A 12,758-nucleotide genomic window follows, 5' to 3' on the forward strand; every position below is an offset into this window, starting at 1 on the left:
CGGTGCGGTTACGGGCGCAGTTCGTCCAGTTCCAGATCCAGATCGAAATCCGGTGCCCGGTCGAACGCCTCGTACTCGAGCGACGGGGTCACGTCGTCCGGGACCGCGTTGTACTTTTTGAGAAAGGAGACGATGCCGCGTCTCCCCCCGAAGTCCCCTCGATACCGGCGAAAGAGTCGGGGGATCGTCGCGACCCGCCGCTCCGGATCGTAGTCGACGTTTTCCTCGAGGAACCACTCGATGGCGATGTCCAGTTCCTCGTCGACGTCGGCCGGCGAGTAGACGGTGATCGGCGGGCAGTTCTCGCCGCCGCGACTCAGCGCGAAGTGGATCCGGGGATCGCAGTCCTCGAGTCGGAACCGTCGCTCGAACGAGGTCGGAAACGGACGCGGGAGGTAACCGAACCCCCACCGGTGTTTCGAACTCCGCAGGAGGCCGTGTTCGATGTCGTTGAGGCTCACCCAGGTTCCGCCGATCGGAATCCGATCCCGGGCGAAGAACTTCCAGCGGTCGAGGATCCCGCTCAGCCCGTCGCTCTCGAGCAACGACGGCTCCGACTCCAGCAGCAACTGGCCGTAGGCGTTGTAACAGTTGAGCCAGAAGGAGAGCTTTCGCTCGCGGCTGGCCAGTGCCCGTTCGAGTCGCGACCGCTCGAGCGTCGCGAGTTGGTCCCGCAACCAGTCGGCATCGCCCTCGGTTTTGACCGTATACAGGAGATCGGCCGAGAGGGAGAGGGGATCGAGCTGGGTCGACATTCATATTCGACTTCGTGTAGCAGACTCTTGAATCCGTGTGGTATGTTGGCACGACAGTTTCGTCGCCGGACAGGTCTGGCCCGGTTTTATCCCGACGAAAGTGGATACGATCCGTGTGAACCGTAGCAAGGGGTTTCTCCTGGCGCTTATCCTGCTCTTTGCGTATCTCTCGTGGCAACTGGTCGCGCCGTTTCTGCAGTACGTTCTCGCCGCGATCCTGACGGCGTTTGTCCTCTCCCCGCTTCAGAACCGTCTCGAGACCCGGTTTTCGCCGGGTCTATCGGCGTTCATACTGGTCGCCCTTACGGTCGTCGGCGTTATCGTTCCGTTCGTCCTCATTGCCGCGGCGGTCGCCGGCGACGCCGCACGAATCCTGCAGGATGTCGACCCCGAATCCCTCCAGCTTGCCGAACTCGAATCGCGGATCGAAGCGACGACGGGCGTCGAGGTCGATCTGGCGGAGACGCTGACCGGCTCCGCACAGGAGGTCGGTACCGTCGTGCTCGAGCAGTCGACGGCGTGGTTCGGCGCGATCACGCACGCGTTGGTCGGTATCGGATTAGCCCTCTTTCTGCTCTACTACCTGCTCAAGGACGGAACGGCGTTGGTCCGCTGGCTTCGGGACGTGACGCCCCTCCCCGAGGACATACAGGACGATTTCTACGGTGCACTCGACGAGGTCATGTGGGCCGTGCTGGCGGGTCACGTCCTGATCGCGATCATTCAGGGGTTCATCGCCGGGCTGGGGCTGGTGGCGACCGGCATCCCGAACGCCGCGTTCTGGACGGTCGTCATGATCGTCCTCGCGTTGATACCGCTCGTCGGCTCCTTTCTCGTGTGGGGGCCTGCCGTCGGCTACCTCTTTTTGACCGGCGAGCCGGTCCTCGGGGTGGCGCTTTTCGTCTACGGCTCCCTCGTCGTCGGGGTGGCAGACGACTACCTGCGGCCGATCCTCGTGGATCGCTACGCGAAACTGAACCCCGCGATCATCATCCTCGGTGTCCTCGGCGGTCTCTACGCGTTCGGCGTCATGGGGCTGTTCTTCGGCCCCGTCGTCCTCGGTGCTCTGATCGCGACGATCAACGTCGCCGACGACTACTACGAGCGACGCGCCGCCGAGTCCGAACCCTGACCGACACCGGCGGCGATTTTCCCCTCGAGCGGGACCGTCACGATACGTTCGATCCGGATTCGTCGCGCTTTTGCCCCGCGAGACCCGATACCCGTTCGAGCGAATGGCCCGGTACCACATCGAAACCTACGGCTGTACGTCCAATCGCGGGGAGAGTCGCGAGATCGAGCGACGGCTCCGCGACGCGGGCCACCACCGGGTCGACGGTCCCGAGGAGGCCGACGTTGCCATCCTCAACACCTGTACCGTCGTCGAGAAGACCGAGCGGAACATGCTCCGGCGGGCCGAGGAACTGGCCGACGAGACGGCCGACCTCTTCATCACGGGCTGTATGGCCCTCGCACAGGGTGCGGAGTTTCGCGAGGCCGACATCGACGGACAGGTGCTCCACTGGGACGAGGTCCCCGAGGCCGTCACCAACGGCGAGTGTCCCACGACGACCCCCGACGCCGAACCCGTCCTCGACGGCGTCGTCGGCATCCTCCCCATCGCGCGGGGCTGTATGTCCGACTGCTCGTACTGTATCACCAAACACGCGACGGGCAAGATCGACTCCCCGTCGATCGAGGAAAACGTCGAGAAAGCCCGCGCCCTGATCCACGCCGGTGCGAAGGAACTGCGCATCACGGGACAGGACACCGGCGTCTACGGCTGGGACGAGGGCGAACGCAAACTCCATCGGCTGCTCGAGCGCATCTGTGAGATCGACGGCGAGTTCCGGGTCCGCGTCGGGATGGCCAACCCGAAGGGCGTCCACGGCATCCGCGAGGAACTCGCCGACGTCTTCGCCGACCACGAGGAACTCTACGACTTCCTGCACGCGCCCGTCCAGTCCGGATCGAACGACGTCCTCGGCGACATGCGCCGCCAGCATCAGGTCGAGGAGTACGTCGAGGTCGTCGAGACCTTCGACGAGGCGCTCGAGTACTGGACGCTCTCGACCGACTTCATCGTCGGCTTCCCGACCGAAACCGACCACGACCACGCACAGTCGATGGCCCTGCTCCGGGAAACCCGGCCGGAGAAGATCAACGTCACCCGATTCTCCAAGCGGCCGGGAACCGACGCCGCCGACCTGAAGGGGCTGGGCGGCACGGTCAAGAAGGAGCGTTCGAAGGAGATGAGCGCGCTCAAACGCGATATCGTCGGCGAAGCCTACGCCGAGATGGTCGGCGAGCGCCGCGAGGACGTGCTGGTCGTCGAGGAGGGGACCGCCGACTCCGTGAAGTGTCGCGATTCGGCCTACCGGCAGCTCATCGTCCAGAACGCGAGCGAGTACGGCCTCGAACCCGGCGATTTCGTCGACCTCGAGGTGACGGCCCACGAGACGATGTACGCGTTCGGCGAGCCGATCTGAGACGGCGGCCGTCAGGACCGGTCGGCGATCCGTTCGACCGCGACGACGAGCCGGTAGAACAGGTGCAAAAACACCAGGGCAACCACGAGCACGGCCCAGTACTGTCCGTTCCCGGTGAGCACGGCGTATACAGTGACGGCGACGAGGCCGAATCCGAAGACGAGCCACCGCACCATCGGGACTTCATAGAGCGAGTGGTCCGGCGAGCGGTCTGCCATACCCGTGTGTTCGCTTTTCGGCTAATAACAGTTCTGATACTGTCACGTCCGCGTTCGACGCGTCCCGGACGGAATCCCTCGAGCGACCGCCCCATCCTTTTGGCGAGCGCGCCCGAACGGCCGCGTATGGTTACGCTGTACCGACTCGAGGGCTGTCCGTACTGTGAGCGCGTCGTGGATCGACTCGAGGAACTCGGGGTCGACTACGAGAGCGTCCGGGTCGAGGGCCTGCACTCGAAGCGCGACGAGGTCAAACGCGTTTCGGGCCAGCGGCAGGTGCCAGTACTCGTCGACGAGGAGTACGGCGTCACGATGGCCGAATCGGAACGCATTCTCGAGTACCTCGAGACGACCTACGCCTGAGTTCGGGTTCCCGGACGGCGTCGACGAGCACGCGATTCCTACTCGAAGACGACGGCGTGGTCGTCGTCGGAGACGACGGCCCCGTCCTGATCGGCGAACGCGTCGTGGAGGTGATCGTAGGTTTCTTCGAGGGCTTCGACGATCACCGTGGTATCGCTGATGACGGGCATGAAGTTCGTATCGCCCTGCCAGCGCGGAACGACGTGGGTGTGGAGGTGGTCGTCGATGGACCCGCCGGCACCGTCGCCGAGGTTTAGCCCGGCGTTGAACCCGTCCGGTCCGAACGCCTCCTCGAGCGCGTCGAACGTCCGCTGTTTCAGGCGGGCGTGATCGAGCAGGACATCGTCGTCGAGGACGGTGTAGTCGCCGGTGTGCGTATGGGGGATCACCATCGCGTGGCCCGGGTTGTACGGGTAGTTGTTCAGCATGACGAACGCGTGGTCGCTGCGCGCGACGAGCAAGTGCTCCCGGTCGTCGTCGCGCTCGGGCAGCTCACAGAAGAGGCACTCCTCGATGTCGGGGTTTTTTTCCTCGCGTCTGATCCACTCGATCCGCCACGGTGCGAACACCTGCTCCATATCCCTCACGACTCGAGTCGTCCCTATACTGGTTGCGTCTCGCGGACCCGTCCTCGCCCCGAGCCGTCGTCGACTCGGCCGATCGGTTCGCCCGGACGAGTCGTGTCGAAATAGCGAGTGGTAATGAGTAGTTATCAAGAACTGACAGTTGGGGAATAGTACTGTTAGCTGAGTAGTTGGACGATATTGAACGATCTCAGCACGTCTCACCTCGCGGAATCCGGGACGACTCAGTTCTCGAAACGAAGGGTGTCTTTAAGACTGCACTATTGCAAGTAATCTCTCAATGGCAACGACAGACGACTCCTTTAACGGGATGACCGAACACTGCGATGACTGCGATCTGGAAACGCTACACGAAGTCTCGGTACAGATCAGGACCGAGAGCATCAAGGAGGAGAACGCCCAGTTCTCCCGTGAACCGTACCGCGTCAGTGAATGTCAGCGCTGTGGGAATCGGACGAGCCAGCGGATGAACAACGCCTGACTCGCTCACGCGGTCCACGAACCAGTAAACCGCCCTCGACGTTCGGTTTCCCGCTCTCGACGATCCTTCGTTGATCGTCACCTCCACTCGTCGTTTCCGACGGCCGTGTTCGATCCGCTTACGCGGTCGTTACCTCACATCCGTCTTCGGTGACGATGATCGTATGCTCTTTCTGACTCACGAGGTAGCCGTCGTCCTCTTTGAGGACCGGATAGCCGTGGACGATGTCGTTGCGCTTGAGTCGACGGAGCGCCATCTCCGCACGGTCGGTCTCGAGCCAGCGGGTTGCAAACGGGAGCGTCCGGAACTCCTCGGTGATCTGTTCGAGGGCCGTCCGCGCCTGTCTGTTCCGAACGGTGCCCTCCCGCTCGAGCGCGAAGATCTCCTCGCTTGCGCCTTCGGTGACCTTTCCGCCGCCGTCGGTCGCGAACGGCTCGATCGCAACGACGTCGCCGACCTCGAGCGTCGTCCCCTGAGAGACGGCGCGGTTGGGAATGTTAGGGCTGGTGTGTTGCTCCCAGTGTCCCAGTCCGTGACCGGTGAGGTTGACGACCGGGTTGTAGCCGTAGCCGTCGATGACGTCCTCGATTTCGGCTCCGATGTCGCCGGTATCGACGCCCGGCTCGACGAGTTCGAGGGCGGCCTCGAGGGCCTCTTCGGAGGCTTCGGCGAGTTCCGGAGTCCCCGAAAGGTCGACGGTGATCGCGGTGTCGGCGAGCCAGCCGTCGATGTGGACGCCGATGTCCAGATTGACCATCTCCTCGCCGAAGGTCGTCTCGTCGCCGACCGACGGCGTCGCGTGGGCCGCCTCCTCGTCGATCGAGATGTTGACCGGGAACGCCGGTTTGCCGCCGAGTTCTCGGATCCGATCCTCGGCGTACTCGGCGATCTCGAGGTGGCTCGCGCCGACCTCGACGCGTTCGGCTGTCTCTTCGCGTACCTGTGCGAGGATCTCCCCCGCTTTGCGGTGTTTCTCGTACTTCTCGGACTCGAGGTCCACCTCGGATTCGGCCATGCAACGGGGTTGTACCGGTCGACAAAAAGAGGTTCCGTCTCGAACCGGAGCCGTGTCCCGTCGGAACCGCCACGCGTCGACGCGACTTACGCCGACCGGAGCGCGTCCCGGTCGATCCAGTTACAGGCGGGACAGGTGTCGAGTCCCTGTACGTTCGAGAGTGTCGCGTCACAGCGCGGGCACTGTCGCGCGGCGTGGTGTGTCGGTCGTCGCATCATTGTCGAAGTAGTTACTCACGACGATAATAAAAGTATGCTACGACGATCGTCGAATCCCAGTGGCCGTCCGCGAGGCCGACCGGGTTCGCTGCCGTCGCCTCGTAACCGATCGTTCACGGAGGTAACCCGGGATAGGTGCCGGAAACGACGCGAAACAGTCACGATGAATTATGTCGCTTCGGCGGATCGATCCAGTCGGCGTGAGAGACGCCACCGGACTCGAGACGGTCCGGCTCGATTCGACGGTCGTGGAACGCACGCACCCTCGAGGTCGGCGGAACCGAGGCCGATGGCGGGTGGAGCCGCCGATCTCGAGGACGTTACAGGAGGAACAGCACAATGCCACGGCCTTCAGGCCGTGGATACGTGCGTAAGCATGATTGGGCTGTATCCCGTAGACGGCAGTACCGGAGTTCCCACGTCGAGAAATGCGGTCTTTGACCACACCAGAGCTTCGCTCTGACTTCTCGCGTGGTAACAAATCCGACCGAACCAGCCCGCCACGTCCCGGCCCACGGGTCGGACGCGAATGGCGGTACCCAGCAGGCTGAACACCCTGCCGTGGAACGGAACGCGGTGTTCCGTGTTGAAGTGCCCGGCGCGTCCGGGTGGGAAGGCCCCGTTGACAGGGCTGTACGCGCTGTACACCACGCCCCCGGTAATAATTGGGCGGGCACCGTCGAAGGGAGGACGCGAAAGCGTACTTCGCTCCCGAGGAAACGCACAACCTTGAACTCCGCTTTGCGGATTCCCGCGACTTTAGGCGCGGGAGGATGTCAATGGTCTTTTGCCCGTGCCGTCTGCATCGCGTCGCTGTTGTACGCCGATCCGAGAGTTCCACGCGCGTCGATAGCGATGACGCCGGCGGTCGAACCGGTGAGTTCGGCGAACTCCTCGATCGCGAGTTCGGTTGCCGACTGGGCATCGCGTCCGCGTTCGATGTGTCCGGCGACGCGTCTCGAGAGCGTCACCCGGGCGATGTCTTCGCCGGCTCCGGTCGCGCTGACCGCGGCCGCCGGCGAACAGTAAAAGCCCGATCCGACCTGTGGGACGTCACCCACGCGGCCGGCGAGGGCGAGCCACCGGCCGCCGGTCGAAGTCGCCGCCGCCAGCCGGTCGCCGTCGAACGCGACCGAGCCGACCGTATCGTGATCTCGCGGCCCGTCGTCGCGCCCGTCCGGGTCCGAACGGCCGAACCGCTCGTTGATCCAGTCGAGTTCGCTCCTGATCCCGCCCGTCGGCGGCTCGAGGTCGGCCCATTTCTCACGCGTTCGCTCCGCCCAGAGGTCGACGTCCGTTTCGATTCCGGCGCTTTCCGCCAGCGAGACGGCGTGGTCGCCCGAGAGGAAGCCGTGGGGCGTCTCCTCCATGACGACCCGGGCGACGCTGACCGCGCGTTCGACCCCCGGCATCGAACAGGCCGCTCCGACCGCGCGGTCGTCGGTCATGATCCCCGCATCGGTACGGATCTCGCCGTCGCTCTGGACCGCGCTTCCGACGCCGGCGTTGAACCGGGGTGACGACTCGAGGACGTTAAGCGCCGCTTCGACTGCATCGACCGTCTCCGTCTGCGCTGTGCCGGTTTCGGCCGCGCGCTCGAGGACGGCGCGTCTGGACTCGGGATCGTCCGGAGCGCTTCCGGCACCGCCGTGGACGAGTACCTGCATACGCCATCCTGTCGGCCGAGGAAGGTAATGGATTTCGAGTCGCCGCGACGGCGGCGACAAATCCCCTACACTTACGATGACAGCTTGTGTACCGGCGACGAGGATGACGCCGCTTGTCGTGCTCGTCGTGTTCTGTGCGACCATGGCAGTGATCGCCCTCGGGCGACTGGTCGTCACCGACGAGCGAGATGCCATCGACATCGGAACGGCCCTGATCGTCGTCGGAATTACGCTGTTTACCGTACTGTGGGTCGCGCTCGTGGAATCGTGGCTGTCCGCGATCACGCGGGGACTGGTCGCGGTTACCGGTACCGTCGCCTGCTGTGGCGGGACGGCCATGCTCGTCCGATACTGGAACGTCCCGTCCTGCGACGTTCGCCGGGACGACGTCGACGGGGACGACACCCACCCCTAACGGTTGCCGGCGACGATTCCGGTCGACTCGCCCCCGTCTCGAGTCGGCTGTTCGATCCCTCGGGCCGTCGGGTGAAGTTGCGGTTTTCCCCGAAGGGGCCCCGTCATTCGACGAATGTTTATATTCTGTCCCCCGTGAAGAACGGTTCTCCTGCAACTTTCGCCGCCGCGATGGAAATGGTAGACCTTTTACCCGAGTCGAAGCACCGTACAGACGAGATGAGTTACGACAAGATCGAGGTCCCCGAGGACGGGGAAAAGATCACGCTGAAGGAGGGTACTGACGACGAACTCGAGGTGCCCGACAATCCGATTATCCCGATTATCTACGGTGACGGCGTCGGGAGCGACGTCGGCCCTGCCGCCCAGAAGGTTCTGGACGCCGCCGCGGAGGCGACCGGCCGCGAGATCAACTGGATGCGCGTCTACGCCGGCGAGTCCGCACGCGAGAAGTACGACGAGAACCTGCCCGACGAGACCGTCGAGGCGATCAAGGAACACCGCGTCGCCATCAAGGGCCCGCTGACGACGCCGGTCGGTGCCGGCTTCCGCTCGCTGAACGTCGGCCTGCGCAAGCTGCTCGACCTCTACGCGAACGTCCGCCCGACCTACCACCTCGACGGCGTCCCGTCGCCCGTCTCCGAGCCGGAGCAGATGGACATGGTCACCTTCCGTGAGAACACGGAGGACGTCTACGCCGGCATCGAGTGGGAGCAGGGCACCGACGAAGTCCAGCAGGTCAAGGAGTTCGTCGAGGAGGAGATGGGTCACGACGACGTCATCCACGACGGCCCCGTCGGTATCGGCGTCAAGCCGATCACGGAGTTCGGAACGAAGCGACTCGTCCGCCGTGCCATCGACTACGCCTTAGAGCACGACCGCGACTCCGTCACGCTGGTCCACAAGGGCAACATCATGAAGTTCACCGAGGGCCAGTTCCGCGACTGGGGGTACGAGGTCGCCGAAGAGGAGTATGGCGACGAGGTCATCACCGAGGACACCCTCTGGGAGGAACGCGACGGCGAGGCCCCCGAGGACGCGGTCGTCGTCAACGACCGCATCGCCGACAACATGCTCCAGCAGCTGTTGACCCGCACCGAGAACTACGACGTCATCGCGACGATGAACTTGAACGGGGACTACCTCTCCGACGCCGCGGGTGCCCAGATCGGCGGCCTCGGGATCGCGCCCGGCGCGAACTTCGGCGACGGCCGACTGCTGGCCGAACCCGTCCACGGCTCCGCACCCAAGTACGAGGGCCAGGACAAGGTCAACCCGACCGCGATGATCCTCTCGGGTCGCATCATGCTCGAGTACCTCGGCTGGGACGACGCCGCCGACCTCGTCCGTGACGCCGTCGAGGAGACCATCTCCTCGGGCAAGGTCACCTACGACCTCGAGCGCCAGCTCGACGACGCCGAGAAGCTCGCCACCAGCGAGTACGCCGAGGCAGTCGTCGAGAACATCGAGAACCGCTCCTAACGGCTCTCACGGGTTTTCGACCCGCTCGAATTTCTTCGCTTCCGAACGACGCGGCTGGTCTCGAACCGTTCGTTCTCGAAACGATCAACTACTGTTATCCCTCGCCACGGAAACGTGGGTAGTTGACGGATGGTTGACGATCCTCCCGACTCGAGCACTCCCAGACGGGTATTTCTCGCGGGCACGGCGGGGACGGTCGTCGGCGCGAACGCTGCGACCGCGACTGACGATCGTTCCGACGGGGCGGACGAGTCACAGGCAGCCCGGAAACCGACGCCGCACGACCTGACCATGGACGACGGCCACCGGCTCCGGGTGTGGGAACGGACGACCGCGGACGACCCCGACGAGGCGGTGATCTTCGTCCACGGGATGACCTACGGAGCACTGTCGATGTTCGCCCCGCCCGTAGCCGACGAGTACGGCTGGATGGACTACGCGGCGGCGCGGGGACAGGCGACCTTCGCTCCCGACATGCGCGGATACGGCGAGACCGAACGGCCGGCCGAGTACGCCGATCCTCCGGTGGCCAACCCGCCGCCGCTCTCGTTCGAGCGTGAGGCGTCCGATCTCCTCGCGGTGACGCGCTGGCTTCGGGACGAACGGGGCTTCGATCGGATCCACTACGTCGGCCTGTCGGGCGGGTCGTGGCGGGGCCGGGCGGTGTACACGCTCGGCGACCCGGGATACGCGACGGTCACGCTCGCCGGCGGATCGTTCGGGACACTCCCCGTCGGGGCGTCCCCTATCGGACCGGCGTATCTGCCCCATACCCGCGACGAATTCATCGCGTCTTGGACCGGTGAGGTGCCCGCCGACGCCGATCTCGATCGGTGGATCGGCGGCGAGGAGTTCACCGCCGACGAGGTGTTGTCGGCGGTCTGGGAGGCGATCTTCGACACCAATCAGGCGATCGACGACGACCCCGAGACGATCATCAATCCGCTCGTGATCCAGGGTCGGACGTACCACCCCAAACGGATCACCGATCCGACGCTCGTCATCCGCGCCTCGAGCGACGGGACGATCTCACGGGTGGGCGCGTTGAACCTGTACGATGCCGTCGGTGCGACCGACCGCCGAAAGCGGTACACGGAGATCGCCGGCGGGACCCACTTCATCTTCCTCGAGCGAAAACGCCACGAGTTCTTCGACGCGGTCTCCCGGTTCCAGACACGGTACTGACCGCGGGCGTAACGCTCTCACCGATGGCTCCCCACCTCCCTCGTGATGAGCGAGATCGAGGTTCGCGTCGCCGAAACCGAACGGGAGCGCGACGACGCGTTCGCCGTCCGGCACGAGGTGTTCGTCGAGGAACAGGGCGTCGACGAGGAACTGGAGTACGACGAGTACGACGCCGACGCGGTTCACTTCGTCGCCTACGACGGTGACGATCCGGTCGGCGCGGCGCGACTGCGTGACGCCGGCGACGGCGTCGGAAAGGTCGAGCGGGTCGCCGTCCTGGGACCGCGCCGTGAGGAGGGCATCGGGCGATCGCTGATGGCTGCGGTCGAACAGCGGGCCGCGTCGCTCGAGTTCACGACGCTGACGCTTCACTCGCAAACGCACGCGGCCGACTTCTATCGGGTCCTCGGTTACGAACGAGCGGGCGAGGAGTTCGAGGAGGCCGGCATTCCCCACGTGGCGATGCGAAAGCCGATTCGGTGATCACGGCTCAGTCGGCCGCGACTCGCTTCCGTACGGTCGCACCGACCAGACCGACGAGTGCGAGCGCCATCGCACCGGCGAAGGCGACGACGAACGCCGAAACCGGCCGGGTGACCGTCTCGAGCTCCGCGAGGGCGAACTCGCCCGCGAGCACCGCCGCGACCGCGAACACGGCGATCCCCCCGAGGTTTGCAAGGCGGGAGTTCGTCGCTGCCACGGCGTCGGGATCGTTCAGCAACCGGAGGATCACCGCGAGTACGAACGGCGTCCCGACGAGGCCGAACGCGAGGACGAGAACCAGCAACTGGAAGAACGCCCCCTCGAGAAAGGCTCCGGCCGCGGAGGCGAGGGCGACGACGACGAGCGCGCTCCGGTATCGGGGGTCCTCGACGGACTGCTCCCAGCCGAGCGCATCGGCCACCAGTGCGGGCGGGACGATCGTGTTCCCGCCGAGCGTCGAGACGGCCGCGCCCAGCAGGCCGGCGAGAAACAGCCACGTGGCGTACTCGCCGGCGACGGGACCGAGCGCCCGCGCCGCCCCGATCTCGTCGATCGTTCCCGGCTCGAGGCCGGTCTCGGGGAGGACGCTCGCGGCGACGAGAAAGACGGCGAGACTGAAGACGCCGAAGGCGACGAGCATCGAACTCACGACGTCGAACGTCGCGATGTCGGCGTCGCGTTCGGTCCAGCCGCGTGCCCGCACCGTATAGCTTTGCATCGTCAACAGCGTGATGTGAACCGCACCGCCGAGAACGCCCGCAGCGACGCGCGCCCCGTCGACGCCGGCCGGGATCGCCGGGAGCAGGCCGGCCGCCGCCCGTCCCGGATCGATCGGGACGAGGAACGCCGACGCGACGAACGCGAGGACGACCGCCGAAACGAGCAGTTTCGCGCCGAACTCCGCGACCCGATAGCCGCCGCCCGCGAGTCCGGCGGCCAGAACCACGGCCCAGGTGACGCCCCAGAACCGCGGATCGACGAGCGCCGCGGTCCCGACGCCGGCGCTGGCGGCGGTGGTCGCGCTGACCTCCGCGAGGGTCTTCATGATCACCAACTGGGCGAGTCCCGCGGCCAGAACCGTATCGAGCACGAGCAGCCACGCCCAGGGTTTCCCGAGGTGGGTTTCGACGGCGGCGACGATCCCCGCTTCGGTGAGCAACCCGAGTCGCATCGCGAGGTACTGCCCGACCGTCCCGAGAACCGCCGACAGCACGACGACCCACAGCAGTTCGTACCCGAACCCCGCCCCGGCGGCGAGCAGACTGACCATCGTGGCCGGCCCCGCCGCGATCGCACCGGCCAGCCAGGTCGGCCCGAGCCGACCGACGAACCGCCAGACCCGACCGAGCGTCCACGCGTCCGGTTTCGTCTCCGTTGCCATCGACCGTTCTTTCGAACTGACTC

15 protein-coding genes are annotated in these 12,758 nt (G+C 65.4%); 8 read left to right on the plus strand and 7 right to left on the minus strand.

The window, feature by feature from the left end:
- Positions 1 to 8 precede the first annotated feature (8 nt).
- The gene (locus tag TX80_RS07340; RefSeq protein WP_049922470.1) at positions 9 to 755 is read right to left on the minus strand and encodes a DUF547 domain-containing protein; all 747 of its coding nucleotides are present in this window, start codon (positions 753 to 755) and stop codon (positions 9 to 11) included.
- Between the two features lie 115 nt (positions 756 to 870).
- Here TX80_RS07340 and TX80_RS07345 point away from each other — a divergent pair, with 115 nt between their 5' ends.
- Together TX80_RS07345 and TX80_RS07350 are read left to right on the plus strand one after the other, a co-directional pair.
- On the plus strand, positions 871 to 1,887 hold the full coding sequence (locus TX80_RS07345; protein WP_049923186.1) for an AI-2E family transporter: 1,017 nt from the start codon (positions 871 to 873) through the stop codon (positions 1,885 to 1,887).
- Positions 1,888 to 1,990: 103 nt separating this feature from the next.
- Positions 1,991 to 3,244, plus strand: a complete 1,254-nt coding sequence (locus tag TX80_RS07350) for a tRNA (N(6)-L-threonylcarbamoyladenosine(37)-C(2))-methylthiotransferase (protein ID WP_049922471.1) — start codon at positions 1,991 to 1,993, stop codon at positions 3,242 to 3,244.
- Positions 3,245 to 3,255: 11 nt separating this feature from the next.
- On the opposite strand, the gene TX80_RS07355 is transcribed toward TX80_RS07350, so the two are convergent.
- A complete protein-coding gene (locus tag TX80_RS07355) occupies positions 3,256 to 3,462 on the minus strand; it encodes a hypothetical protein (RefSeq protein ID WP_049922472.1) in 207 nt (68 codons plus the stop codon).
- A gap of 126 nt (positions 3,463 to 3,588) precedes the next feature.
- Between TX80_RS07355 and TX80_RS07360 the strand changes: the two genes are divergently transcribed.
- Positions 3,589 to 3,825 (plus strand): glutaredoxin family protein, encoded by a 237-nt coding sequence (locus tag TX80_RS07360; RefSeq protein WP_049922473.1) that lies wholly within the window; start codon positions 3,589 to 3,591, stop codon positions 3,823 to 3,825.
- A 38-nt stretch (positions 3,826 to 3,863) separates the two neighbouring features.
- Here the strand turns inward: TX80_RS07360 and TX80_RS07365 are convergent, their stop codons facing one another.
- Positions 3,864 to 4,403, minus strand: a complete 540-nt coding sequence (locus TX80_RS07365; RefSeq protein ID WP_049922474.1) for an HIT family protein — start codon at positions 4,401 to 4,403, stop codon at positions 3,864 to 3,866.
- Positions 4,404 to 4,689: 286 nt separating this feature from the next.
- Between TX80_RS07365 and TX80_RS07370 the strand changes: the two genes are divergently transcribed.
- On the plus strand, positions 4,690 to 4,890 hold the full coding sequence (locus tag TX80_RS07370; RefSeq protein WP_049922475.1) for a DUF7835 family putative zinc beta-ribbon protein: 201 nt from the start codon (positions 4,690 to 4,692) through the stop codon (positions 4,888 to 4,890).
- A gap of 118 nt (positions 4,891 to 5,008) precedes the next feature.
- Here the strand turns inward: TX80_RS07370 and map are convergent, their stop codons facing one another.
- The 3 genes from map to TX80_RS07380 all read right to left on the minus strand — a co-directional run bounded on the left by map (position 5,009) and on the right by TX80_RS07380 (position 7,790).
- Positions 5,009 to 5,905: a type II methionyl aminopeptidase gene (map, locus tag TX80_RS07375; protein ID WP_049922476.1), complete on the minus strand. Its 897-nt coding sequence runs from the start codon at positions 5,903 to 5,905 to the stop codon at positions 5,009 to 5,011.
- 86 nt (positions 5,906 to 5,991) lie between these two features.
- Positions 5,992 to 6,123 carry a hypothetical protein gene (locus TX80_RS19945; protein ID WP_268258143.1) on the minus strand — a complete coding sequence of 44 codons (132 nt, stop codon included), beginning with the start codon at positions 6,121 to 6,123 and terminating at the stop codon, positions 5,992 to 5,994.
- A gap of 776 nt (positions 6,124 to 6,899) precedes the next feature.
- Positions 6,900 to 7,790, minus strand: a complete 891-nt coding sequence (locus tag TX80_RS07380) for an isoaspartyl peptidase/L-asparaginase (RefSeq protein WP_049922477.1) — start codon at positions 7,788 to 7,790, stop codon at positions 6,900 to 6,902.
- Between the two features lie 103 nt (positions 7,791 to 7,893).
- Here TX80_RS07380 and TX80_RS07385 point away from each other — a divergent pair, with 103 nt between their 5' ends.
- From TX80_RS07385 to TX80_RS07400, 4 genes are all read left to right on the plus strand, one after another.
- Entirely contained in the window at positions 7,894 to 8,205 is a 312-nt protein-coding gene (locus tag TX80_RS07385; RefSeq protein ID WP_049922479.1) for a hypothetical protein, read from the plus strand.
- Positions 8,206 to 8,423: 218 nt separating this feature from the next.
- Positions 8,424 to 9,686 (plus strand): isocitrate dehydrogenase (NADP(+)), encoded by a 1,263-nt coding sequence (icd, locus tag TX80_RS07390; protein WP_049922480.1) that lies wholly within the window; start codon positions 8,424 to 8,426, stop codon positions 9,684 to 9,686.
- 129 nt (positions 9,687 to 9,815) lie between these two features.
- Positions 9,816 to 10,871, plus strand: a complete 1,056-nt coding sequence (locus TX80_RS07395) for an alpha/beta hydrolase (protein WP_049922481.1) — start codon at positions 9,816 to 9,818, stop codon at positions 10,869 to 10,871.
- A gap of 45 nt (positions 10,872 to 10,916) precedes the next feature.
- A complete protein-coding gene (locus tag TX80_RS07400; protein WP_049922482.1) occupies positions 10,917 to 11,354 on the plus strand; it encodes a GNAT family N-acetyltransferase in 438 nt (145 codons plus the stop codon).
- Positions 11,355 to 11,361: 7 nt separating this feature from the next.
- On the opposite strand, the gene TX80_RS07405 is transcribed toward TX80_RS07400, so the two are convergent.
- Positions 11,362 to 12,735, minus strand: a complete 1,374-nt coding sequence (locus TX80_RS07405) for an NRAMP family divalent metal transporter (RefSeq protein ID WP_049922483.1) — start codon at positions 12,733 to 12,735, stop codon at positions 11,362 to 11,364.
- Between the last annotated feature and the right edge of the window lie 23 nt (positions 12,736 to 12,758).

Origin of the sequence: Halopiger djelfimassiliensis (genome assembly GCF_000455365.1) — an archaeon.
Lineage (GTDB): Archaea > Halobacteriota > Halobacteria > Halobacteriales > Natrialbaceae > Halopiger_B > Halopiger_B djelfimassiliensis.